Source organism: Streptomyces sp. NBC_01142 (assembly GCF_026341125.1).
In the GTDB taxonomy this organism is placed as follows: domain Bacteria; phylum Actinomycetota; class Actinomycetes; order Streptomycetales; family Streptomycetaceae; genus Streptomyces.
Genome location: NZ_JAPEOR010000001.1, coordinates 1,916,486 through 1,939,226, shown reverse-complemented (window position 1 = coordinate 1,939,226; position 22,741 = coordinate 1,916,486). Strand labels below are relative to the sequence as shown.

Sequence of the window (22,741 nt, the reverse complement as noted above, 5' to 3'; positions counted from 1 at the left end):
CCCAGAAACCCCTGAGGCACAGTGGCCCGTACGGTTCACGTGTCACCTATCTGCGTGATACACACGTGCGGGTCACGTCACATCTCCTGTCCGCCAGCAGGGAGTTGCCTCATGTCTGCGACACGACGTCAAGTTCTCGCCCGTACGGGTGCGTTGGGCGCGGGAATCGCGTTCACCGGCGCGTTCTCCGAACTCTTCGCGGGCACTGCCGCCGCCCGCGGCCACAGCGGGTACGGCCCGCTCGTCCCCGACCCCGCCGGACTGCTCGACCTGCCGAAAGGTTTCCGCTACCGGGTCCTCTCCCGGGAGGGCGAGCCACTGCGCTCGGGCGAGGGCAAGGTCCCCGGCAACCATGACGGCATGGCTGCCTTCGCGGGCCGCCGCGGCCGCGTCCATCTCGTCCGCAACCACGAGAACCGCCACAACGGCAGGATCGGCGTGCCGGTCGTGGAGGGCCTCACCTACGACCCGATGGCCAAGGGCGGCTGTACGGCCCTGGAGCTCGACGGCCGGGGCAACGTCCTGTCCGAGCGCGTCGCCATCGCCGGTACGGCCGTGAACTGCGCGGGCGGGCCGACGCCCTGGGGCACCTGGCTCACCTGCGAGGAGAACGAGGACAGGGCCGGCACCAACGGCTACACCAAGGACCACGGCTTCATCTTCGAGGTCGACGGCGCGGATCCGCACCGTACCGGAGCCGTACCGCTGACCGCGATGGGCCGCTTCCAGCACGAGGCGATCGCCGTCGACCCGAAGAGCGGGATCGTGTACGAGACGGAGGACGCGTTCGACAGGCCGTTCGGGCTCTTCTACCGCTTCCTGCCGAACAAGCCGGGGGGCGGCACGGGCTCCCTGCGCGCGGGCGGGGTCCTGGAGGCGATGCGGGTGCCGGGCGTGCCCGACCTCTCGGCGATCCAGGAGACCGGCGCGAGCTTCGACCGGATCGAGTGGGTGCCCGTACCGGACAGTCAGGCCAGGCAAACCCCCATCCGGCTGCAGGACTTCGGCCCGAAGGGCATCACCCATGCCCAGAAGCTGGAGGGCTGCTACTGGGGCGGGAGTTCGGTCTACTTCGTCTCCAGCTTCGCGCACAGCGCGGAGGGCTCGGCGGCCGACCACTTCGGGCAGGTGTGGAAGTACGAGCCGCACCGGCGGCGACTCACGCTCGTGATCGTCTTCGGTCCGAGCACGGACATCCAGCTGCCCGGCGAGTCCCCGGACAACATCTGCCTCGCGCCCAGCGGCGGCCTGATGGTCTGCGAGGACGGCGGCGGCACGCAGCATGTGTACGGGCTGACCAAGCGCGGCGAGGTCTACCCCATGGCACGGAACGCCCAGAACATCGGCACACCCGAGGAGCCGGAGTGGGGCGAGTTCGCGGGCGTGACCTTCTCGCCGGACGGCGAGACGATGTACGTCAACTGCTATGTACCCGGGACGACATTCGCGGTCACCGGGCCGTGGTGCTGACGGGCTGAGTCATGCGGCCGGGGCGGCATGCCGCCCCGGCCCCGTGGGCGCCGGGTCTCCTCCGCCGTCGTACCGCGCCGAAGAGGAGGTGCAGCCCCAGGGGGCGAACGCAGTCGACTCGAAGAAAGCCGTGGCTGTCGGCCCGGATTCCGAAGCGGGCACGCCGGGTGACCAGCCACACAACCCCGGGAGTTGCGTGCCCCACGTTTCGGCCGCTGATTGAACGCCGACTCACTCAGGCCCGTTGACCTCGGTAACCGGTGCCCGCCTGCAGACCGGTGAGTGAGTGAGGTTCGCACATGCCGAGGATCCTTCCGAAAGACAGCGAGCGCCGCCTTCCGGCCGGCTGCTGCCCGGCCTGCCCGGCCGGCCACGGTTCCTTCCAGCGACCCACACACTGAGCGGCGAGCCCATGAACTACTGCTACCCCTGCCGCCGCGCCCTCAACGATGCCGTGACGTGCCCGGAGTGCGGGGCGTACGACTCCGGCATGGCACCGCCGAGCGATCGGAGCAGCGATGCTCCGGCAGTCGACACGGCTGTGCTGGAGGTCCTCTTCAGCGAGGGACCGGACTCCTTCGAGTCCGCCGCCCCTTCCGCGCCCCCCGCTCCCTCGGCCGAGGTGCCCGCAGCCGACGTGCCCGCAGTCGGGCGCCGCTGCCCCACCTGGCTGAAGAAGCACGGCCGTCGGACTCTCACCTCGGCCGCCCTCTCCGTGCTCGGCGGCCTGGCCGCCGCATCGCTGGTGCCCCAGCACTCCGCCGGCGCCCCAAAGGCAGGGCCGAGCCCGGAACGGGCATCCCCCGACCAGTCCCCCGCCGACGTCACCACATCACCGACAGCCTCACGTTCACCGGAACGTCCGGACACGCGCCCGGCCAGAGGCGGCGTCCGGGACCGGAGCACTGGTATGACTCCGCGCCCTCGCGAGACGGCCACTGAACGGGAATCACCGGCTTCCCAGGCTCCCCCGGCCACCACCAGCCCGCCGGTGAAGGCCAGGCCGACCCCCCGCCCCTCCAGTGGCGGCCCCAGCCCTTCGGCCTCGCCGACGACGCCACCTTCCGCAAGCCCTACCACCAGCGTCAGCATCTCGCCCACGATCAGTCCCACGCCGAGCGCCACGGGCGTGCCGATCACCGGCGCGCTCAGGGAACGGACGGGGCCATTGCGGCCGGACCTGCGCCGAAGCGGGGCGGGCGGTGGCACGATCGCCGGGAGGTGAGGTGCCGACAGACGGATCCTGTGATGCGGCGCGGCGGGGTGAACGCCAGGTCTTCCCGCCCGGCCCGCTAATCCACGATGGCGCCGCAGGAGATGTTCACGTCAGTGGATGTCAGCGTGCGGGCCTGGTCCGAGGCAACGAACGCGGCCACGCTGCCCACATCTCCCAGGGTCGCGGTCCGGTTCAACAGCGTTGCCTGCTGAATCCCTGCCGTGATCTCGTCGCGCCCTGCGAACCCCTCGGGGAGGCACTCGGGCACGCCCCCCGTTTTCAGAGTGACCACGCGGATGCCGTACGGGCCGAGTTCGCACGCCCACTGGCGGCGCAGCCCCTCGATCGCGTCGAGAGCGATCTTGAAGCCGCCCAGTCCGGGCTGCGTCTGCGGACCGCCCCCGCCGAACGCCAGGATCACCCCCGACCCGCGTGGGGTCATGTGCCGCGCCGCAGCCCTGGTCGTCAGGAACTGTGACCGCATGGCGTTTGCGATCGGCTGCAGGAAGTCTGCCACCGAGATCTCGGCCAGCGGTTGCTGGACGCCTCCGTACCCGATGACGTTGAACGAAATATCGATCTGCCCGGTCTGCGAGGCGATGGCGTCGACATACTCGCCCACAGCACGCTCGTCCAGGGCGTCGACGACGGTGGCCTCCGCCACGCCGCCTTGCGAGCGGATCGTGTCAGCGAGTTCGTCGAGCTTCGGCTTGGTGCGCCCGCTAAGAAAAACCCGCGCCCCCTCGCGGGCGAACGCACCCGCCACCGCAGCGCCGATCGGCCCGCCCGCCCCGTACAGCACAGCCACTTTGTTCTCCAGCAACATCTCCAGCCACGTCCCTTCCTCAGGGTGAACGCTCCGGTGACCCGGCTTTCATCAGAGACGTCGCAGCTGCCCACCGGAAATCGACACACCGTCCCTGCCGGATGCGGCAGGGACAAGCGGCAGGGACACTTCGTCGCCCACGCACCGCCTGTGGCCAGTCCTCGGCTTGTGCCACTCTGTGGCCGAGCATCGACGCCGCTGCGCGGACCTGCCACTCGTCCGGCCCGGTGGAGAAGGTCAACCCGTCCGGAGCCTTGCGCAGATCCGCGTCCACCGCGGACCGGTCCCGTTGGGCCCCGGCGTCGATCCGCGCCCGTCTCGGCACGGACCGGTCGGCGTCCAGCCGCATTGACGAGCGGCATGAGGGAGATTGGAATACTTTTGCCCCCGAGAGTCTCGTTCGTCCCGCTCTACGGAGGTTGCCGTGGCCACCCTCACGGTATGGAAGTGCGACTCACCCGACGCCGCCGCGCGCGAGGGCCTCCCGGCCGCTCCCGCCGCCCACTCCCCCTGCCCATGCCTCAGCGCACACTGCGGCCGGCACCGCAGACCGGAGGCATCGTGACGTACTTCCGCACTCGCCGCGTCGAGCCCGGCGGGCTCGCAAAGCGGGCAGCACCAGCCTTCCTGGCGACGCTGCTGGTCACCGGCCTGACCGCGTGCGGAGAGGACGAAAGCACCACTCACCCATCGCCGAGTCCGACCAGATCCGCCCCGCAGCCGAGAACATCGGAGGAGTTCGAGGCTTCGGCGAATGCGGAAACCGCTCGCGTTCAGGCATCCGCGTCCGCGGCTCTGCGCGACGCGAGTGGCCAGGGCAACGCCATGGCGGACGTGGGCCAGAGGGGTGTACCGACCGCGCAGACGGACGGGCTGCGTGCTGCCCTCGTCACGGTCACCAACAGCACGAACGAAACGGCGTTCTACTCGGTGCAGGTCGACTTCGTCGATGAACAGGGCAAGACACTCGACTCCGTCGTGGTCGGCTTCGACAAGGTGGGCCCCGGCGCCAAAGCCCAGCGTTATGCCATCAGCAGGAAAGCCGGCGACGTGAAGACCTTCCCGCGGATCGTCAAGGCGCAACGCGACGCAGTCGGCTGAGCGTCCCGGTCACCCCCACCCGAGAGAGTGCCGGGTCATCCCCGCACCGGCGGACAGGGGACGCCCCGGACACCCGTCCCGGGCTACTCGATGACGAGCTCGACCGGGAGGTTGCCCCGGGTGGCCTTGGAGTAGGGGCAGTAGGCGTGGGTCTTCTCGAGGAGGTCACGGCCCGCCTCGCCCTGCAGGTGGTCGGGCAGCTCGACCCGCATGATCACGGAGAGGCCGAAACCGCCGTCGGTGTCCTTGCCGATGCTGACCTCGGCGGTCACCGAGGCGTCCTTGACGTCGATCTTCTCCTGTCGGCCGATGGCGCCCATCGCGCTGGCGAAGCAGGCGGCGTAACCGGCGGCGAAGAGCTGCTCGGGGTTGGTTCCCTGCCCGTTGCCGCCCAGCGCCTGAGGGAAGGCGAGCGGCAGGTCGATGTGACCGTCGGAGCTGACGGCACGGTCTTCGCGGCCGTTGGCGGTGGCGACAGCGGTGTAGAGCGCGTCCATGAGTTGCATACCTCTTCGTCCGTGGGGAACCGATGACGCAAGTACAGCACACAATTCAATTGCACACAACCAAGTGATGCGCAGGTATACGCTGGCTCCATGGAGAAGACGACGCCGACCACCGTGCCCGACGAGGACTTCCTGCGTCTGGACCACCAGATCTGCTTCTCGCTGCACGCGGCGTCCCGCGCCTTCAACGGCGTCTACCGCGCGGCACTGAAGGACCTGGCCCTCACCTACCCGCAGTACCTGGTGATGCTGGTGCTCTGGGAGCACGGCGAGCTGCCGGTCAAGCGGATCGGTGAGCATCTGCGCCTGGACTCGGGCACCCTGTCACCCCTGCTCAAGCGGCTGGAGTCGGCGGGCTACGTGGAACGCAGGCGCAGCCCCGAGGACGAGCGCTCCGTCACCGCCCGGCCCACCGCCGAGGGCGCCGCGCTCCGCGAGAAGGCACTGGGCGTACCGCGCAGGATCGCAGCGGCGACCGGCATGTCACTGGACCAGATCCGGGAGCTGCGCGCCGGCCTGGACGCTCTGACCGCCACCTTGGACACGGCCGACCTGGACGCCGCCGACTGCGCAACCACCGACGGCTGACGTCGGATGCCTGACGCCTGACAACGCAGGCGACCCCGGGCATCTGCCGATGCCCGGGGTCCTCCTCCCTTTACCCCTGGTTGCCCGACCGCGCGTCAGCCGGTCTGACCGACCTGGCCCCCTCCCGCGTCGCCCGCGTTACCGGCGCCCGCATCTCCGGCGTCGCCCGCGCCCGCGTTACCCGCATCGCCCGCGCCCGCGTTACCCGCGTCACCGGCACCGCCGATGTCCTCGGCATCTCCGCCGTCACCCGCGCCCGCGTTACCCGCGTCACCGGCACCGCCGTTGTCCGCCGCGCCGCCGCCGTTGCCACCCGCGCCGATCTGGGCGCCGACCGCGGCCAGCGCGGTCGTCACGGGCTGGAAGAACGTCTCGCCGCCCACGGTGCAGTCTCCGCTGCCGCCGGAGGTGAGGCCGACCGCGCTTCCGTCCTGCGTGAAGAGGGCACCGCCGCTGTCGCCGGGCTCCGCGCAGACATCGGTCTGGATGAGCCCGGTGACGGTGCCTTCCGGGTAGTTCACCGTGGCGTTGAGTCCGGTGACCGCACCGTCCTTCAGGCCGGTGGTGCTGCCCATACGGAACACCTCCTGGCCGACCGCCGCGTCGGCCGCCTGGGTGATCTGCAGGATCTGCCCGTTACCCGTGTCGACCGCGCTCGGGGCCTCGACGGCCGGGTCGTCGTACGTCACAAGTGCGAAGTCACCGTCACCGGGGAACGTCGCCTCCTGGACCGTACCGATGGGCGCTCCGTTCGCCTCCTCCGACCACTGCTCGGCTGCGACACCGCAGTGGCCCGCGGTCAGGAAGCCGGGGCTGCCGTCCTGAGTGGTCACGTTGAAGCCGAGGGAGCAGCGCGAGCCGCCGCCGAAGATGGCGTCGCCGCCTTCGAGGAAGGGCTTGAACTCGCCTTCCGACTTCTGCACCCGGGCCATGCCCGAGCCCAGTGAACCCACTGCCGCCTCGAGCTTGTTCCACCGGTCACCGGTGACCGTGCGGTCCGCCGTGACCAGGAGCTGATTGGACTTCGGGTCGACGGCCCACGCCGTTCCCGGAATGGTGGCCTGCTGGGCCAGTGTGTTCGTGGCAGCCTTCAGTTCGCCGAAGCTGTTCTGGACACTCCTCGGCACGGCGCCGGCCTTTTTGACGTCGACAATGACGTTGTTGCTGTTGCCGACGACGTTGACGACGACCTGCTGCTTCTCGGCGTCGTAGTACGCCCCGCCGTATGCCTCGCCGAGCTGCTTGCCCAGCTGGGCGACAAGCTCTGCCGCCGATGCGGCGCTCATCGTTCTGGGGGCCTGGGCCGCCTCGGAACCGTCCTGCGAGGCGTTGGCGTGGGGCAGCAGAATGGCTGCTGCAGCAATGCCCACCGCCCCTGCGCCTGCAAGAACGGCCGTTCGCTTGGGTATTCGCCTGTGACTCAACTCGTCGCCTCCTGCGGGGGGTTACGGAGCCCGGTTGCCGACGGAACCGGGGGGACGCGTCCGCCACTTGATACGGCCGAGGCGCAAGGTGTGTTCATTCCCTTATGAAAATCAGTTCCTGACGACGCGTAACCCGAACGCCGGAGTGCCACAAACGTCGATTATCGGATTGATCATATATTTTCCGTCAGTGACCATTTTCGTACGAAGACTGATGGCCGTGACCGTCATGGGAGCCGTACTCGTCGGCTGCGGGAGCGGCAGTGCCCCTGACAAGGCCTCACCCGACAGGACCGGCGCCGCCTCACCACAGCCCGGGAATCCGCTCGACGGGATCGCGAAGAAGGCCCCCACCATGGCGCCCGGGCCCGGAGGGCTGACGCCCGTCTTCGAGCGCGGGCTCAGGCCGGCGGCGGCCGCGAAGGCGGAGAAGACCGTCGCGCTCACCTTCGACGCCGACATGACGGCCGATCAGGGACCGCGGGCGGCGGAGGGCGAGCGTTTCGACAACCCTGCGCTGATCTCCTCGCTGCGGAGGCTGAACGTCCCCTCGACGGTCTTCATGACCGGCCGCTGGGCCGAGGAGTACCCGGACCAGACGAAGGCGATCGGCAACGACCCGCTCTTCGAGATCGCCAATCACTCCTACAGCCATTACGCCTTCACGTCCCCCTGCTACGACCTGCCCACGATCGGCAGGAACGACATGCGGGCCGACGTCGACCGGGCCTTCACCGCGTTCAGGAAGGCCGGGGCGCGCAATGTGGTGCCGTACTTCCGCTTCCCCGGCGGCTGTTACAACGACACGGCACTGCGGGAGATCGCTCCTGCCAAGATGACCGCGGTCCAGTGGGACGTCATCAGCGGCGACGCATTCACTACGGACGCGGACGCGGTCGCCCAGCAGGTGCTCGCGGAGGTGCAGCCGGGGTCCGTGGTGGTGATGCACTGCACCCGCAGCGCCGCCCCGGTCACGGAGGAAGCGATCACGCAGATCGTCCCCGAGCTGCGCGAGCGCGGCTACCGCTTCGTGAAGGTCTCCGAGCTGATGCGGGGGGCGCCGACAGAACGGGGAGGGCGGGGCTAGCCGGGGCCGGCGGACCGGGCAGGCAGGGCTACCCGGAGCACGCTGTCCGCTGGGCCTCCTGCCACTCACAGACAGGACACAGCGTCGCGCCCTTCACCGACTCCGGGTACTCGGTGGGCTTCCGGCACAGCACGCATTCGGCAAACGGGCCGCCCGTTCCGGGGTGGCCTGCGGCCGCCGCGGACGCGGGGGTCGGCGTCTCGCAGTACGGCTCGTCCATACGTACGACTCTAGCTCGCGCGGTCCTCGTCAGGCTCGCACCGCCCGCGTCAGGCTCGCACCGCCCGCGTCCGGCTCGCGCCTCCTCGTCAGGCCCGCAACCTCGCGTCTAGCTCGCGCCGTCCGCCGTCCGGAACGAGCTGAGGGTGCAGACCGCCGCCGTCGCCGCGCCCGCGATCAGCACGGCGGCGACCAGCGGCAGCACGGCCGGCTGCACCGACCCGGTCCGCGAACCGGTGACCAGCCCGGTCACGGCGTACTTTGCGGGCGAGCCGCTGGTCACCAGGGCCAGCAGCGCGCAGAGTGCCGTGACCGACATCGACCAGCCCCGGCCGTGCAGCAGCGGCCTGGTGCACAGCGCGCCGACCGCCGCGCCGGTCAGCAGACAGACCGCGGCGGCGATCAGCCCGGCGGCGATCGCCGGGAGCAGCGGGATCTCCACCTGGCCGTCCGCGCTCTTCGCCCGGCTGATCAGGGCGACGAACATCGTTCCCGCCGCGCCCACCGCACCGGCGCACGCCACGGCGGCGAGCAGGGACGCCAGATGCACACGCGGCGGACTGGTCGCGGCGGCTGTGATGCTGCGGGCGGCCAAGGGCTCCTGGTTGGCGCAGACCCGTACCAGCCAGGCCGTGACCGGCAGCAGCGCGGCGGCCGCGTAGCCGAGCGAGTCCAGCACGGGCTGCCCGGACTGGATGCCGACGACGAGGAAGATCCCGTACAGCAGGACGGGCGGCAGCCAGCGCTGCGAGCGCAGCAGCAGGGCGGTCTGGTAGCCGAAGAGTGCGGTCATGGAGTGGCGTGCCTCGTCGTGGTGCTCGTCGTTGTGGCGGCTTCGGTCTCTCTCAACTGGCGGATGTGCCACGGCGGTCGGGACGTGAGCAGTGCGGTGAGCAGCGCGTCGGAGTACACCGCCGCCACCGTCAGCAGCGTGCTGCCGTCCGGTCCTGCCTCGTGCGCGGGAGCGCCCGGCAGCCCGGCGGGCACCGGTGCGCCGGGTGGTCCGGCCGCCACGATCCTTACCCGCGGGCCCTGTTCGGCCGCGTCGCCGCTCGCGCCGGTGGCAAGGCTCGCGCCGGTCGCGCCCGCGCTGCGCACCAGCGCGCCGCCGTCCACCGCGTAGGCCGCATCCACCGCCCCGGCCAGTCGGCGGGGGTCGTGGTCGACGAAGACGACCGTCGCCCCGGCCGTGACCCGTTCCGCGACCGCCCGGTCGAACTCCTCGCGCGCCACCGTGTCCAGGCCCGTCCACGCCTCGTCGAGCACCAGCAGCTCCGGCTCCGCGAGCAGCGCCTGCGCCACCGCCACCTTCTGGCTGGTGCCCTTGGACAGTTCGGCCAGCGGCGTACGGGCGTGGCCGGCGGCCCCGAAGCGCTCCAGCCACTCGGTGGCCCGCGCCTGGGCCGTCCGACGGCTCAGCCCCTGGATCCGCCCCAGGTGCGTCAGATAGCCGGTCGCCGTGAACGGCAGCGCGGCCGGGAAACGCTCGGGGACATAGGCCGTACGCGGCCGGCCGGTGATCCGCCCCTCGGTCGGTGCGTCGATCCCGGCGAGCAGCCGCAACAGTGTCGACTTACCGCTGCCGTTCGTCCCCTCGACGCGAACCAGGGCGCTTGCGCGCAGTTCGAGATCGACCCCGCGCAGCACCCACGGTCCGCCGAGGCCGTAACGGCGGCCGACTCCTTGGAGTTTCAGTTCTGCGTCGCCTTCTGCGGGGTGAGCTCGCTGGGCCGTACGATCACGAACCCCTCGCCCTCCAGCTTGAGCTGAACGGCCTCGCCCGAGCCGCCGCGGATCATCGAACCGAACGACTGCGAGCGGTGCAGCGAGGTGTGCAGCTGCGCGCTCCAGCCGACGACCGCGTCCGTGTCGGCGAACACCGGCTGCTGCGCCGTCACGGGTATCACTATGGGGGTGCCCTCGCAGATGACACCGAGCTTGCCGTACCCGGTGAAGACACTGTTGAAGATGCCGCCGCCGGTCATACCGGCGCCCTTCACCGTCTTGATCTCGTACGAGAGCGTGGCGTCGAAACAGAGAACGTTGCGGCCGTTGATGGTGAGTGCGTCGCCCTGTTCGATGTCGACGATGAAGCAGTTGGCCGCCTCGTGCGCGAACCAGGCCTCACCCTGGCCGCGCACCGCCATCACCGGCAGGCCCTCGCCCGTGACGGCGCGCTTGAGCATGCCGCCTATGCCCTGGCCCTTGCGCTCGAACTGGAGATTTCCGCGGAAGGCGATCATCGCCCCCTGCCGTGCGTGCATCTCCCCGTTGACGGCGTACTTGATCGACTTGGCGTTCTGCAGGGTCATCCCCGGCACGGAGGCCTGCTGCGCCATGTTCTCCGCTGAGAAAAGATCGCTCTTCATGGGGTGCATCGTGGCCCGGAGGAATGCATTCCGCCAACAACCCCGGAAAGCAGGGCTGGCAGACTGGACCGGTGAGCAGCGAAGAATCCCGCCCCGACAGTCCCTTCCGGCACGCGAGCACCTCCCGCGACCAGGCCCCGCAGTTCGTCCTGCCGCTGGTGGTACACATCGAGAAGGCCGAACCCCCGGCCCGTACCGACGCTCTGGAGACGGCGGCCCGCGCCGTGCTCACCATGCTCGGCGACGAGCGGTCTCTGGACGACGGCGAGTGGGCGCAGGCGATGCGGGACTGGCAGGACGCGCGTATCCGCAAGGTGGTGCGGCGGGCGCGCGGCGCGGAGTGGCGCAAGGCCTCGACGCTGCCCGGCATCACGGTCACGGGCGAGGCGGCGGAGGTACGGGTCTTCCCGCCCGTCCCGCTGGACGGCTGGCCGAAGGAGCTGGCCAAGCTCCAGGTCTCCGGCACCGACCTGGAGGACCCCGAGCCGCCCGCCGCGCCCGCCCGCACGGCGCCCGTGCTCTGGCTGAGCCCTCAGCTGGACATGTCGGCCGGCAAGGCGATGGCGCAGGCCGGGCACGGCGCGCAACTGGCCTGGTGGGAGCTGACGGAGGCGGACCGCAAGGCGTGGCGCGAGGCCGGCTTCCCGCTCTCCGTCCGCACGGCGGCAGCCGCGGACTGGCCGAAACTCGCGGTCAGCGGCCTGCCCGTGGTGCGCGACGCGGGGTTCACGGAGATCGCTCCGGGCTCCTGCACGGTGGTCGCGGACCATCCGTCGCTGCGCGGCTGAACGCCGGGGGCCCTCATTACGTATTTCTCCATACCGCCAAGTAGGTTGAGCGCTGGCTCAGCCCGGCGGTTGGTTTGCCGTGTAACGCATCGGCTCTGGAGGCACATTGTTGCGGCGCATCAACGGATCAGCACTCATCATCGCGGCTCTGGTCGTCACGGTCGGTGCTCTCGCGTTCCCTGTGTGGTCATACGCGGATCGTTCCGGAACAGGTCAGGACAACCTCAACGCCTCGAGCGTCGCGACGCAGTGGGGGCCACTTTCGGCCACTGACCGCGATTTCCTGGTGAAGGTCCGGCTGGCTGGGCTCTGGGAGCTGCCCGCCGGACAGCAGGCCATCGAGCGTGCGCCGAGTCAGGCCATCAAGGACGCCGGCGACCATCTCGTCGTCGGCCACACGGACCTCGACAAGCGGGCGCGCGATGTGGCGGCCAAGCTCGGCGTGGAGCTGCCGAACCAGCCGACCGAGCTTCAGCAGGGCTGGCTGCAGGAGCTGTCCGCGGCGAGCGGACAGGAGTACGACCGGAAGTTCGCGAACCTGCTCCGCAACGCCCACGGCAAGGTCTTCGCGCTGGTCGCCGAGGTCCGGCACACCACCCGCAACATGCTGATACGGCAGCTGGCGACCGACGCCAACCAGACGGTCCTGGACCACATCACCATGCTGGAAGCCACTGGAATGGTGGACTTCGACAGCATCGCCAACGAGGCGGCGGGCGGAGCGACGGCCAGCCCGTCGGGACCGCCGCCCCCGGACGGCAACCTGCCGCCGTCACCTCCGCCGGCGACGCCGACGGGTGACGCGAAGTTCACCTCGCGGCCGACCCCGCAGCCGGGGGCACCGACAGCAATCAATACCAACCGTCCGTAACCGAGGGTCCCGGGAACCTCAAATCAACCTCTGAACGTCCCCTCCTCTGGGTTCACCGCCGTCCGGCGGGGCCATGAGCTCTGCACGCACCGTCATACGTCGGCGCAGAGGAGGGGGCCATGGAACTCGGTATCGGAATCGGCTGGCGGCCGGAGATCGCGGACGCGGTGGAACGGCTGCCGGGCGTCGACTGGGTCGAGGTCGTCGCGGAGAACATCTGCCCGGGCCATCTGCCCGCCGCGCTGACCCGCCTGCGCTCGCGCGGAACCCGGATCATCCCGCACGGCGTCTCGCTGGGCCTGGGTGGCGCGGACCGCCCGTCCGAGGCGCGCCTCGCGGACCTGGCGGAGCGGGCGACGGCGCTGGACGCGCCGCTGGTGACCGAGCACATCGCGTTCGTACGGGCCGGTGGCATCCTCACGGCGTCCCCTCAGTTGGAGGCGGGCCATCTGCTGCCCGTGCCCCGCACCTGGGACGCGCTGAAGGTGCTCTGCGAGAACGTCCGCATCGCCCAGGACCTGCTGCCGGTGCCGCTCGCCCTGGAGAACATCGCGGCGCTGATCTCCTGGCCGGACGAGGAGCTCACGGAAGGCCAGTTCCTCGCGGAGCTGGTCGAGCGGACGGGCGTACGCCTGCTGATCGACGTGGCCAACCTCCACACGAACCACGTCAACCGCGGCGAGGACCCGGCCAAGGCGCTCGACGAACTCCCGGTCGAGGCGATCGCGTACGTCCATGTCGCGGGCGGCGTCGAACGCGACGGCGTCTGGCACGACACCCACGCCCACCCGGTCACCCGGCCGGTCCTGGACGTTCTGACGGAACTCCGCTCCCGGGTGTCCCCGCCGGGCGTCCTGCTGGAAAGGGACGACGACTTCCCGCCGCCGGCGGAGCTCGAGGCGGAACTGACGACGATCCGCGCGACGCTGGCGGCCGCGGCCGGGCAGGGCCGGTCATCCGCGCGCGACGGCGCCGCGGGTCCGGGCACGGCACGCACGCGAACGACGCCCGCCGCACCCAACGTCACAGACGCGGCACCGACCCCCAAGCTGTCGGCCGCACCCACCCGCGCAGCATCCGCCGCATCCCGCGGCACAGACGTGCGCCCGCGCGGCACGAGCCCGGCGACCGGGGCGCCGGGCGCCGCCGGGCGCGTCCCGGTGTCGGTCGCCGTCGGCGCCCCGTCGAGCCCGGCCGCAGCAGGTCAGGCTGTTCGCGAGCACGGCCAAGCCCGTGCCGGGGACGGCCTCGTGGCCCTGCCCCCCACCCCCACAACCGCGTCGTCGCGCGGTGAAGCCCCCGCCGCCGACGGGGGTCCGAAGGCCTGTGCCCAGCTCCGGGAAGGAGCGGGGCAGGGGAGCCCCACCGACACCCTCGCCATGCGAGAGCGGGTCGGCCTTGCGCAGGCCGCCCTGCTTTCCGCACTCGTTGCCGGGACCCCCGTCCCGGAGGGCTTCGACTCACGACGGCTGCGGGTGCAGAGTCACGCTCTCGCGGCCAAGCGCGCCGATGTCGTCGGCAAGGTCGCGCCGGAGCTGCCCGAGATCCTCGGCGCCGGTTACCGCTCCGCGTTCCTCGCGTACGCCAAGTCCCGCCCCATGCAGGCCGGCTACCGCCGTGACGCCCTCGACTTCGCCGAGCATCTGCTGATCGCCGGCCGCCCCGAGGAAGACAGCGCCCGCCGCCGGCTCACCCGTTGGTGGGAGGAGCGCGCCACTCCGCATCCGCCCGGCAGGGCCACTCGTTTCGTACGCGCGGCCCGCGCCGCTCTCGTCCGGAGGTGAGCAGAATGACCGTTCTTGCCGTACTCGTCTACCTCGCCGTCGGCACCTCCTCCGTGCTGCTGATCATCCGGCTGTCCATCGCCGGGCGCGCCCACCAGGGCTCGGCTCCCGGCCGTATCCACGACGTCTACGAGGCCGCGTTCCTCGCCGGCGGACCGGCCAGGGTCGTGGACGCCGCGCTCGCCGCCCTGCACGCGGACGGCCGGCTGGCCATCGGCGGCCCCGGAATCGTGTCCGTACGGCACTCGGTCGCCCATGACCCCGTGGAGCGTGCGGTGTTCGAGCAGCTGGCCGTCGCGCCCACGGGCGCCCTGCACACGCTCCGGCTCGAGGTGATGCGCGGACCCGCCGTGCAGGAGATCGGCCATGGCCTCGCGGCGCGCGGGCTGATGGTGCCGCCCGGACAGAACCGGGCGCTGACGGGGTGGGCCACCACCCAGGGCATGCTTGGCCTGCTGTCTCTCCCCGTCGCCTTCTTCATCACCGTCAACACCTTCATGGATGAGGGACCGTACGAAGGAGGTCTCCCCTTCATCGTGGTGGTGCTGCCCGCGCTGATCGGCGGCATCGTGACCGGCTTCACCGTGGCGGGACGCGCCCGCCGCCGGATCAGCCCGGCCGGCCTTGACGCGCTGCGCGCGTACCGGGCCCAGTACGCGCAGGCGTACGCGCCCGCCCAACTGGTCGCGCTGCACGGTCTGCCCGGACTGCCGGATCCGGCGCTCCAGGCGCAGTTGACCGCGGCTGCCCGGATGCCCAGGGCCGGCGGCGGCAGCGGTAGCGGCAGCGGCGATTACTCGGCTTCGTACGCCGGCTCCGTGGCCGTGTGGTGCGCGGGGTCGAACCCGGGATCCGGCTGCGGCAGCTCCAGCTGCGGCGGGTCCTCCGGCGGGGGCGGGGGCGGGGGCTCGAGTTGCGGCGGCTCCTCCGGTGGCGGATCCAGCTGCGGAGGTTCGTCCAGCGGTGGCAGCAGCAGTTCCTGACGTACGCGCCGGGCCGGGCCGGGCCGCAACCGTCCCGTCCCGTCACGCACTTCCCCCACAGCCCCGGGCCTTCTGCCTGATCGCCGGGGTCCGCAACAGCACCCGCAACACCCTGACTTCCCACTGCCACCTGCGGTCTCACGCCCACGCCCCGGTGTCACGAACCAATAACCCCCCGGTCCACATGGTGAACAACCCGTGGCGCACTCGAGGACACCTCGCGTACAACTCGGCCATGCTCTGGGTCCTATTCCTTCTGGTCGCCTGGGCCGTGGCGGGGATCACCTGCGCCCGGCTCTGCCTCGCCGCCGTCGAAGCCGCTCGTCCCGCACCCGAAGGCCCGGGGCTGGAGCGGCAGTTGAGCCTGTACGAGGCCGCTTTCCTGGCCGGCGGCCCGCAGCGGGTCGCCGAGCTCACGCTCGTCTCGATGCACCGCCGCCGCACACTGCTGCTCGCGCACACCGGCTGGACCACGGTCGTCGACCCGGAGGGCGAGGACGATCTCGAGCGCTCGGTCCTCGGCGCGATAGGGCCCGCGGGTCAGGCCCGTACAGCGGCGGTGCGGGCCGCCGCGTCCGCCGCCGATGCCGTACGCGCCCTGGCCGACCGTCTTGTCGGCGCCGGACTCGCCGTCCCCGACGCCGCCAGGTCACATGTCGCCTCCGCCGTGCGTGCCGTGCAGGGCGCGGCCGCGCTGACCCTGGCGCTGGCGGCGGCCACGTTGCTGATGCTCCCTCAGGAGCAGGGCTCCACGGTCCTGGTGATCGCCTGGTTCGCGCTTCCGCTGCTGCTCACCCTGGGCTGTCTGGCCATCGCGCGGATCGAGGTGTATCCGTACACCCGCTGGGCCTCGCCCGACGGTCAGCGGCTGCTCGGCTCGCTCTCCCCGAGGAGCGACGGTGACGAGCGCGCGCTGCTGACCGCGGTGGCCGTCCAGGGAGTCGGCGCGCTCGACGATCCGGCCCTGCGCGCGGCACTCACCGGCGGCCGAATGGCGCATCGGAGTCATTGACCCCGACACCGCACAGTGGTGCTTTACATCATCAGGTGCCCCGCCAAGGATCCCTTTCGTGTTGTGGCCGCACGGCCGCCGCCGTCCGCACGAAGGGAACGCGATGAGAGCAGTTGCGAAGTACGGGGCGGTGGCCAGCCTCAGTTCCTTGGTCCTGACCACATTTGCGGTCGCCCCGGCCGACGGCGCGACCGCCACCACTACGGCCACCGCGAGCGCCGAGTTCCACGGCACGGCCCTCGCCGCCGGGCGCGCCGCCGCCGCGGGCATCACCTTCGGCCGCTGCCCCAAGGCCGAGATGCTGCCCGCCCCCGTCCAGTGCGGCACGGTCGAGGTCCCGCTCGACTACGCCGCCCCCTCGGGCCGCCGGATCACCCTGACCGTCAGCCGCGTACGTGCGAGCGGCAAGCCGGCCGAGCGCCAGGGCGCGCTGGTCTACAACCCCGGGGGGCCCGGCGCCTCCAGCATGGACTTCCCGCTGATCGCCACGCGCGCCAAGTGGAAGCGGATCGCCCGGGCGTACGACATCGTGGGCTACTCCCCGCGCGGCGTCGGCCGCTCCGCCCCGCTCTCCTGCCAGGACCCGGACGACTTCACCAAGGCGCCCACCCTCGCCCCCAGTCACCCCTCCCCCTCGTACAAGAGGGAGCGGATCGCCCGGGCGCAGGCATACGCCCAGGGCTGCGCGCGCAACGCGGGACCAGCGCTGCGCCACTACACGTCCCTCAACAACGCCCGGGACCTGGAGGTGCTGCGTGCGGCGCTCGGCGAGCAGCAACTGACCTTCATGGGCGCCTCGTACGGCACCTACTTCGGCGCGCTGTACGCGACCCTCTTCCCCTCTCATGTGCGCCGGATGGTCTTCGACTCGGCGGTCAACCCGGCGGAGCACCAGGTCTGGTACCGCAACAACCTCGACCAGTCGCTCGCCTTCGAGAGCCGCTGGGGGGACTTCCGCGCCTGGGTCGCCAAGCACGACGCGACGTACCACCTGGGTGCCACGCCCGAGGAGGTCTCCCACAGCTACGAGCAGGTGCGCGCCCGCCTCGCCGCCGAGCCGGCGGGCGGCAGGGTCGGTCCCGGCCAGCTGCACGCGGCGTTCCTGAGCGCCGGTTACTACGACGGCGTCTGGCCGCCCCGGGCCACCGCGCTCTCGGAGTATCTGAAGGGCAACGCCAAGCCGCTGATCGACCAGGCGGCGCCGAAGCCCGGACAGGCGCGGGAGTCGGAGAACGGCAACGCCGTCTACACCGCCGTCATGTGCAACGACGCCCCCTGGCCGACGGACTGGGCGGTGTGGGACCGCGACAACAGCGACCTCGCGCGCCTGGCGCCCTTCGAGACCTGGGACAACGCCTGGATGAATCTGCCGTGCGCCTACTGGCTCGCGCCGCGGCAGCAGCCGCTGGACGTCCGTACGAAGAAGGGCGCGCTGCCTCCGACGCTGATCCTGGCGGCCGAGCGGGACGCGGCGACACCGTACGAGGGTGCGCGGGAGCTTTCGCGGCGGCTGCAGGGGTCCGTACTGATCACGGAGCGGGACGCCGGCACGCACGGTATCGGCGGCGGCAGCAATGACTGCGTCAACGCTCACCTGGAGAACTACCTGCTGCACGGTAAGACGCCGGTGCGGCGCGCTGAATGCGCGCCGCACCCGGAGCCGGACCCGGTGTCGCTGGACCGGTGGGCGGCACAGCCGAAGCCGCCGCTCACCGTCTGATCTTCCGGGTCAGGGATGGCCGGGTCCGCTCCAGGAGCGGACCCGGCCACCATGCTTTCAGGCGAGCCCGGCCACCAGCTCGGCGACGGACTTGCGGCGGCCCGTGTAGAACGGGACCTCTTCGCGGACGTGCAGACGGGCCTCGGAGGCGCGCAGGTGACGCATCAGGTCGACGATCCGGTACAGCTCGTCGGCCTCGAAGGCCAGCACCCACTCGTAGTCACCGAGGGAGAACGACGCGACCGTGTTGGCGCGCACGTCCGGGTAGCCGCGGGCCATCTTGCCGTGGTCGGCGAGCATCCGGCGGCGGTCCTCGTCGGGCAGCAGGTACCAGTCGTAGGAGCGGACGAAGGGGTAGACGCTGACGTAGTTGCGCGGCGTCTCGTCGGCCAGGAAGGCCGGGACGTGCGACTTGTTGAACTCGGCGGGGCGGTGCAGCGCCATGTTCGACCAGACCGGCTCGAGCGCGCGGCCCAGCTTGGTGCGCCGGAAGAGGTTGTACGCCTCCTGGAGCTCGTCCGCGGTCTCCGCGTGCCACCAGATCATGACGTCCGCGTCGGCGCGCAGCCCGGACACGTCGTATGTGCCGCGGACGGTGATGTCCTTGGCGGCGAGCTGGTCGAACAGCTCCTGGACCTCGTCGGCGTAACCGGCGCGGGACGTGTCCTCGGGGAGCACATCGCGCAGCTTGAAGACGGACCACAGGGTGTAGCGGATGACCTCGTTGAGGTCCTTCGCCTTCTTCCCCGCGTTGGGAGTCTTTTCCGGTGCAGTCATGAGGCTATTCTCCCGCGTCGTCCGCAGTGCCCTGCACCAGGGGGGACGTGGCGATGATCTCGTCCGCCGCGCGCTGGGCTCCGGCGATGCAGGCAGGGATGCCGACGCCGTCGTACGCCGCGCCGCAGACCTTGAGGCCCGGCATCCTGGCGATCTCGGCGCGGATGCGGGCGACGCGCGCCAGGTGCCCGACGGGGTACTGCGGCAGCCCGCCGGTCCACCGGGTCACCTCGGTGGCCACCGGCCTGGCCGCGAGCCCGGTCGCCTCGCCGAGGTCCCGCAGGGATACGGCGACGAGCTCGGCGTCCTCACGGTGCAGATGCTCCTCCTCGCCGTACCGTCCGATGGAGGTGCGCAGGAGGAAGAGGTCGGAGGAACCCTTGTCGACCCAGCCCCACTTGCGGCTGGAGAAGGTGGACGCCTTGATGGTGCGGCCGTCCACGGGCGGCACCAGGAAGCCGCTGCCGTCCGGCATCCCGGCCAGGTCGGCGCGGCGGAAGGCCATGGTGACCAGCGCCATCGAGGCGTACTCGATCCGGCCGAGCTCGGCGGCGGCCGCCGGTGACTCGGCGGCGAGCAGCGCGGAGGCGGACCAGGCGGGGGTCGAGAGCACCACACCGTCGGCGGCGATGACGCCCTGGTCGGTGCGGATCCGCCAGCCGTCGGCGGTCCGGGTCAGGCCGAGGACGGGCGTCTCCATGAGGATCTCGCCGCCCCGGTCGCGTACGGCGTCGGCGACGGCGCCGGGCAGCTGTCCGACTCCGCCTTCGATGCCCATGAAGACCGGCCCGCTCTGCTGCTGCCGGGCGGCCTGCTCCTGGATGTCCCGTACGCCCGCGAGCAGCGAGTGGTGGGTCCTGGCGGCCTCGAACAGCTGGGGGACGGCGGCGCGCATCGAAATGCGGTACGCGTCACCCGCGTACACCCCGCCGAGCAGCGGCTCCACCAGCCGGTCGACGACCTCGCGGCCGAGGCGCTCGGCGACGTACGCGCCGACGGCGACATCGTCGCCGAGCTCGGCGGGCGGCAGGTCGCTTTCCCGCGCGATGCGGGCGATGCCTTCCGGGGAGAGCAGTCCGGCCAGCGCCGCCGGGTCGCCGGGCACGCCCATCACATGGCCCTTGGGCATCGGGCGCAGTGCGTCACGCGTCCAGACCGATGCGGTGGCGGTGGCGGGCGGCTGGAGCCGGTCGGCGAGACCGACCGCGCGGGCCAGTTCGACCGCTTCGGGGCGCCGCGCGAGCATCGACTCGGCGCCGAAGTCGACGGGGGCGCCCTCGATCTCGCCCGCCTGCAGCTTGCCGCCGAGGCGGTCGGTAGCTTCGAGGAGGGTCACACGCACCCCGGAGGCCAGCAGCCGGTGTGCGGCGGCGAGACCGGCGATGCCGCCTCCGACCACGACGACATGACCCGTACGGCCCGTATGTGTGTCCACGTTTGAACTACCCAGCATGCCTCCACTCTCTCAGACCCGTTCCGAGTCCCGACCGTGACCGCTTCGGGATCGGAAAAGGGCAACCCGCGCTGCTGTCCCGTGCGTCGAACCGGCAACATCCACCATCAGTCCCCGGGGGAGCCGACATTGCCTGCACGGCGTACGTTCGCGGCCGTACTTCTCACCGCTTCACTCGGCCTGGCCGGGTGCAGCGCGGCCGATTCCACTTCCGACAGCAAGGGGCAGAGCGCGGCGAAGCCCGTGGAGGGCGGCCAGAACGGCGCGGCCGACTCCGGATACTCCGCCGAGAAGCCGGCCGACGGCGGCAAGCAGGGACGTCCGGGGAAGCCGGCCGCCCTGCCGCAGACCCACATCATCCGCACCGCCGAACTGAGCGTGGAGGTCAAGGACGCCCCCAAGGCCCTGGCCGCGGCGCGCGCGACGACGGAGAAGGCCGGCGGCCATGTCTCCGACGAGACCACCGAGCGGCTCGACGACACCCATGTGACCTCCCAGGTCGTGCTGCGCGTGCCGCAGGAGGAGTACGACGCCGTGCTGACCGAGCTGGCGGGCGCCGGGAAGCTGCTCTCCCGCACGGCAGGCGCGAAGGACGTCACCGACCAGGTGGTGGACGTGGAGAGCCGGATCGCCACGCAGCGGGCGAGCGTGACCCGGGTACGGGCGCTGATGGACCGGGCGTCCAAGCTCAGTGACGTGGTCACTCTGGAGGGTCAACTGAGCACTCGCCAGGCGGAGTTGGAGTCACTACTGGCTCAGCAGGCCTCTCTCAGGGACCGCACCACCCTGGCGACGATCACCCTGAATCTCTCCGAGACGGAGAAGAAGAAGACCGAGCAGGCGGACGACGACCCGGGGTTCCTGGACGCTCTCGGGGGCGGCTGGAACGCGCTGGTGACGGCGGCGGTGTGGATCGGGATCGTACTCGCGGCCATCGCTCCGTGGGTCGCGGCGCTGGCGGTGCTGTATGCGGTGTGGCGGTGGGTGGTGCGTCCGCGCCTGCCGAGGCGCACCGCCCCTGCCTCTGCCCCTGCACCGGCACCTGAGCAGGACTGAACAGCCGCTGCCCCGTAGCGTGTTCCCCATGGCAACGGAGCGACTGGTGGTCATCGGGGGCGATGCGGCGGGTATGTCCGCCGCATCGCAGGCACGCAGGCTGAAGGCCCCGGACGAGCTGGAGATCGTGGCGTTCGAGCGCGGGCACTTCAGCTCGTACTCGGCGTGCGGGATCCCCTACTGGGTCGGCGGTGATGTGCCGGAGCGCGACGACCTGATCGCCCGTACGCCGGCCGAGCACCGCGAGCGAGGCATCGGTCTGCGGCTGCGTACGGAGGTGACGGAGATCGACGTCGCCGGGCAGCGCGTGCGCACCCACGACCTGGAAGCGGGCACCGACTCCTGGACGGCGTACGACAAACTCGTCATCGCCACCGGTGCGCGCCCGACCCGTCCACCGCTCCCCGGCATCGACGCGCCCGGTGTGCACGGCGTGCAGACCCTCGACGACGGCCAGGCCCTGCTGGACAGCCTCGCCCGTACGGACGGCAGGCGCGCGGTCGTCGTGGGCGCCGGATACATCGGCGTCGAGATGGCGGAGGCGCTGCTGAACCGCGGCTACGAGGTGACCGTCCTCAACCGCGGCGATCAGCCGATGTCCACCCTCGACCCGGACATGGGCCGTCTGGTCCACGACGCGATGGACGGCCTGGGCATCACGACGGTGACGGGTGCCGCGGTCACGAAGATCCTCACGGGCGGCGACGGCCGGGTCCGCGCCGTGGCTACCGAGGACGCGGAGTACCCGGCGGATGTGGTGGTCCTCGGCATCGGCGTCGAGCCGGAGACCGCCCTCGCCCGCGCGGCGGGCCTTCCCCTGGGCGTGTACGGCGGGCTGCTCACCGATCTCGCGATGCGGGTCCGCGGCCACGAGAACATCTGGGCGGGCGGCGACTGTGTGGAGGTCCTCGATCTGGTCTCGGGCCGCGATCGCCATATCGCCCTGGGCACCCACGCCAACAAGCACGGCCAGATCATCGGCGCGAACGTCGGCGGCGGCTACGGGATCTTCCCCGGTGTCGTCGGTACGGCCGTCAGCAAGGTCTGCGAACTGGAGATCGCCCGCACGGGCCTGCGCGAGAAGGACGCCCGCGCGGTGGGCCTCCAGTTCGTCACCGCCACGATCGAGTCGACGAACCGTGCCGGCTACTACCCCGGGGCGGCCCTGATGACGGTGAAGATGCTCGCGGAACGCCGTACGGGCCGGCTGCTCGGCGTCCAGATCGTCGGCCGCGAGGGCGCGGCCAAGCGCGTGGACATCGCGGCGGTCGCGCTGACCGCGGGCATGACGGTGGAACAGATGACGGCTCTGGACCTTGGCTATGCCCCGCCGTTCTCGCCGGTCTGGGACCCGGTCCTGGTGGCGGCGCGCAAGGCGGCGGCTGCGGTGCGCACGTCGGGCCAGGGCCGCCCGTGAGCGCGGCTCCGGCTCCGCCCCGTGCCTCGCGCCTCGATCGCCGGCGGGGCCGGAATCCAGCCCGTCCGGCGTTC

General features: G+C 71.3%; 21 protein-coding genes. 12 read left to right on the top strand and 9 right to left on the bottom strand.

Annotated elements, in window-relative coordinates; translation table 11 throughout:
* Window positions 1-111: 111 nt before the first annotated feature.
* Window positions 112-1,470: an alkaline phosphatase PhoX gene (locus OG883_RS08890; protein ID WP_266537333.1), complete on the top strand. Its 1,359-nt coding sequence runs from the start codon at window positions 112-114 to the stop codon at window positions 1,468-1,470.
* A gap of 1,292 nt (window positions 1,471-2,762) precedes the next feature.
* Here OG883_RS08890 and OG883_RS08885 read toward each other — a convergent pair.
* Window positions 2,763-3,512: an SDR family NAD(P)-dependent oxidoreductase gene (locus OG883_RS08885; RefSeq protein ID WP_266537331.1), complete on the bottom strand. Its 750-nt coding sequence runs from the start codon at window positions 3,510-3,512 to the stop codon at window positions 2,763-2,765.
* Between the two features lie 516 nt (window positions 3,513-4,028).
* On the opposite strand from OG883_RS08885, the gene OG883_RS08880 reads away from it, so the two are divergent.
* On the top strand, window positions 4,029-4,613 hold the full coding sequence (locus OG883_RS08880) for a hypothetical protein (protein ID WP_266537328.1): 585 nt from the start codon (window positions 4,029-4,031) through the stop codon (window positions 4,611-4,613).
* A gap of 83 nt (window positions 4,614-4,696) precedes the next feature.
* Here the strand turns inward: OG883_RS08880 and OG883_RS08875 are convergent, their stop codons facing one another.
* Window positions 4,697-5,110 carry an organic hydroperoxide resistance protein gene (locus OG883_RS08875; protein WP_266541366.1) on the bottom strand — a complete coding sequence of 138 codons (414 nt, stop codon included), beginning with the start codon at window positions 5,108-5,110 and terminating at the stop codon, window positions 4,697-4,699.
* Window positions 5,111-5,209: 99 nt separating this feature from the next.
* Here OG883_RS08875 and OG883_RS08870 point away from each other — a divergent pair, with 99 nt between their 5' ends.
* Complete coding sequence (locus OG883_RS08870) at window positions 5,210-5,707, top strand: MarR family winged helix-turn-helix transcriptional regulator (protein ID WP_266537325.1); 498 nt, start codon at window positions 5,210-5,212, stop codon at window positions 5,705-5,707.
* 95 nt (window positions 5,708-5,802) lie between these two features.
* On the opposite strand, the gene OG883_RS08865 is transcribed toward OG883_RS08870, so the two are convergent.
* Window positions 5,803-7,131 (bottom strand): S1 family peptidase, encoded by a 1,329-nt coding sequence (locus tag OG883_RS08865; protein WP_266537322.1) that lies wholly within the window; start codon window positions 7,129-7,131, stop codon window positions 5,803-5,805.
* 214 nt (window positions 7,132-7,345) lie between these two features.
* Here OG883_RS08865 and OG883_RS08860 point away from each other — a divergent pair, with 214 nt between their 5' ends.
* The gene (locus OG883_RS08860; RefSeq protein ID WP_266541363.1) at window positions 7,346-8,218 is read left to right on the top strand and encodes a polysaccharide deacetylase family protein; all 873 of its coding nucleotides are present in this window, start codon (window positions 7,346-7,348) and stop codon (window positions 8,216-8,218) included.
* A gap of 28 nt (window positions 8,219-8,246) precedes the next feature.
* Here OG883_RS08860 and OG883_RS08855 read toward each other — a convergent pair whose 3' ends face one another.
* The 4 genes from OG883_RS08855 to OG883_RS08840 form a co-directional block, all read right to left on the bottom strand.
* Window positions 8,247-8,438 carry a hypothetical protein gene (locus OG883_RS08855; protein WP_266537319.1) on the bottom strand — a complete coding sequence of 64 codons (192 nt, stop codon included), beginning with the start codon at window positions 8,436-8,438 and terminating at the stop codon, window positions 8,247-8,249.
* Window positions 8,439-8,546: 108 nt separating this feature from the next.
* Window positions 8,547-9,230 carry an ABC transporter gene (locus OG883_RS08850; RefSeq protein ID WP_266537318.1) on the bottom strand — a complete coding sequence of 228 codons (684 nt, stop codon included), beginning with the start codon at window positions 9,228-9,230 and terminating at the stop codon, window positions 8,547-8,549.
* Window positions 9,227-10,084 carry an ATP-binding cassette domain-containing protein gene (locus OG883_RS08845; RefSeq protein WP_266537315.1) on the bottom strand — a complete coding sequence of 286 codons (858 nt, stop codon included), beginning with the start codon at window positions 10,082-10,084 and terminating at the stop codon, window positions 9,227-9,229. The genes OG883_RS08850 and OG883_RS08845 overlap by 4 nt, the downstream gene beginning before the upstream one ends.
* A gap of 44 nt (window positions 10,085-10,128) precedes the next feature.
* A complete protein-coding gene (locus OG883_RS08840; protein WP_266537312.1) occupies window positions 10,129-10,806 on the bottom strand; it encodes an AIM24 family protein in 678 nt (225 codons plus the stop codon).
* Window positions 10,807-10,877: 71 nt separating this feature from the next.
* Here OG883_RS08840 and OG883_RS08835 point away from each other — a divergent pair, with 71 nt between their 5' ends.
* The 6 genes from OG883_RS08835 to OG883_RS08810 all read left to right on the top strand — a co-directional run bounded on the left by OG883_RS08835 (window position 10,878) and on the right by OG883_RS08810 (window position 17,964).
* The gene (locus tag OG883_RS08835; RefSeq protein ID WP_266537310.1) at window positions 10,878-11,594 is read left to right on the top strand and encodes an aminoacyl-tRNA hydrolase; all 717 of its coding nucleotides are present in this window, start codon (window positions 10,878-10,880) and stop codon (window positions 11,592-11,594) included.
* Between the two features lie 109 nt (window positions 11,595-11,703).
* Window positions 11,704-12,465, top strand: a complete 762-nt coding sequence (locus tag OG883_RS08830) for a DUF4142 domain-containing protein (protein WP_266537307.1) — start codon at window positions 11,704-11,706, stop codon at window positions 12,463-12,465.
* A gap of 119 nt (window positions 12,466-12,584) precedes the next feature.
* A complete protein-coding gene (locus OG883_RS08825) occupies window positions 12,585-14,249 on the top strand; it encodes a DUF692 domain-containing protein (protein ID WP_266537304.1) in 1,665 nt (554 codons plus the stop codon).
* Between the two features lie 5 nt (window positions 14,250-14,254).
* Window positions 14,255-15,232 carry a TIGR04222 domain-containing membrane protein gene (locus OG883_RS08820; protein WP_266537301.1) on the top strand — a complete coding sequence of 326 codons (978 nt, stop codon included), beginning with the start codon at window positions 14,255-14,257 and terminating at the stop codon, window positions 15,230-15,232.
* Between the two features lie 235 nt (window positions 15,233-15,467).
* The gene (locus tag OG883_RS08815) at window positions 15,468-16,244 is read left to right on the top strand and encodes a TIGR04222 domain-containing membrane protein (RefSeq protein WP_266537298.1); all 777 of its coding nucleotides are present in this window, start codon (window positions 15,468-15,470) and stop codon (window positions 16,242-16,244) included.
* 103 nt (window positions 16,245-16,347) lie between these two features.
* On the top strand, window positions 16,348-17,964 hold the full coding sequence (locus tag OG883_RS08810) for an alpha/beta hydrolase (protein WP_266537295.1): 1,617 nt from the start codon (window positions 16,348-16,350) through the stop codon (window positions 17,962-17,964).
* Between the two features lie 57 nt (window positions 17,965-18,021).
* On the opposite strand, the gene hemQ is transcribed toward OG883_RS08810, so the two are convergent.
* Complete coding sequence (gene hemQ, locus OG883_RS08805) at window positions 18,022-18,741, bottom strand: hydrogen peroxide-dependent heme synthase (RefSeq protein ID WP_266537292.1); 720 nt, start codon at window positions 18,739-18,741, stop codon at window positions 18,022-18,024.
* Between the two features lie 4 nt (window positions 18,742-18,745).
* Window positions 18,746-20,194, bottom strand: a complete 1,449-nt coding sequence (gene hemG, locus OG883_RS08800; RefSeq protein WP_266537289.1) for a protoporphyrinogen oxidase — start codon at window positions 20,192-20,194, stop codon at window positions 18,746-18,748.
* A gap of 129 nt (window positions 20,195-20,323) precedes the next feature.
* On the opposite strand from hemG, the gene OG883_RS08795 reads away from it, so the two are divergent.
* Window positions 20,324-21,250, top strand: a complete 927-nt coding sequence (locus OG883_RS08795; protein WP_266537286.1) for a DUF4349 domain-containing protein — start codon at window positions 20,324-20,326, stop codon at window positions 21,248-21,250.
* A 28-nt stretch (window positions 21,251-21,278) separates the two neighbouring features.
* Window positions 21,279-22,667, top strand: a complete 1,389-nt coding sequence (locus OG883_RS08790) for an FAD-dependent oxidoreductase (RefSeq protein ID WP_266537284.1) — start codon at window positions 21,279-21,281, stop codon at window positions 22,665-22,667.
* Window positions 22,668-22,741: the final 74 nt, after the last annotated feature.

Excerpts from the sequence above, each read along its gene's own strand:
- hemQ (WP_266537292.1), bottom strand. The coding sequence starts at position 18,741 with ATGACTGCACCGGAAAAGACTCCCAACGCGGGGAAGAAGGCGAAGGAC.
- OG883_RS08855 (WP_266537319.1), bottom strand. The coding sequence starts at position 8,438 with ATGGACGAGCCGTACTGCGAGACGCCGACCCCCGCGTCCGCGGCGGCC.
- OG883_RS08875 (WP_266541366.1), bottom strand. The coding sequence starts at position 5,110 with ATGGACGCGCTCTACACCGCTGTCGCCACCGCCAACGGCCGCGAAGAC.
- OG883_RS08880 (WP_266537328.1), top strand. The coding sequence starts at position 4,029 with ATGCCTCAGCGCACACTGCGGCCGGCACCGCAGACCGGAGGCATCGTG.
- OG883_RS08825 (WP_266537304.1), top strand. The coding sequence starts at position 12,585 with ATGGAACTCGGTATCGGAATCGGCTGGCGGCCGGAGATCGCGGACGCG.
- OG883_RS08870 (WP_266537325.1), top strand. The coding sequence starts at position 5,210 with ATGGAGAAGACGACGCCGACCACCGTGCCCGACGAGGACTTCCTGCGT.
- OG883_RS08820 (WP_266537301.1), top strand. The coding sequence starts at position 14,255 with ATGACCGTTCTTGCCGTACTCGTCTACCTCGCCGTCGGCACCTCCTCC.
- OG883_RS08815 (WP_266537298.1), top strand. The coding sequence starts at position 15,468 with ATGCTCTGGGTCCTATTCCTTCTGGTCGCCTGGGCCGTGGCGGGGATC.
- OG883_RS08790 (WP_266537284.1), top strand. The coding sequence starts at position 21,279 with ATGGCAACGGAGCGACTGGTGGTCATCGGGGGCGATGCGGCGGGTATG.
- OG883_RS08850 (WP_266537318.1), bottom strand. The coding sequence starts at position 9,230 with ATGACCGCACTCTTCGGCTACCAGACCGCCCTGCTGCTGCGCTCGCAG.
- OG883_RS08860 (WP_266541363.1), top strand. The coding sequence starts at position 7,346 with ATGGCCGTGACCGTCATGGGAGCCGTACTCGTCGGCTGCGGGAGCGGC.
- OG883_RS08810 (WP_266537295.1), top strand. The coding sequence starts at position 16,348 with ATGAGAGCAGTTGCGAAGTACGGGGCGGTGGCCAGCCTCAGTTCCTTG.
- OG883_RS08885 (WP_266537331.1), bottom strand. The coding sequence starts at position 3,512 with ATGTTGCTGGAGAACAAAGTGGCTGTGCTGTACGGGGCGGGCGGGCCG.
- OG883_RS08890 (WP_266537333.1), top strand. The coding sequence starts at position 112 with ATGTCTGCGACACGACGTCAAGTTCTCGCCCGTACGGGTGCGTTGGGC.
- OG883_RS08840 (WP_266537312.1), bottom strand. The coding sequence starts at position 10,806 with ATGAAGAGCGATCTTTTCTCAGCGGAGAACATGGCGCAGCAGGCCTCC.
- hemG (WP_266537289.1), bottom strand. The coding sequence starts at position 20,194 with ATGCTGGGTAGTTCAAACGTGGACACACATACGGGCCGTACGGGTCAT.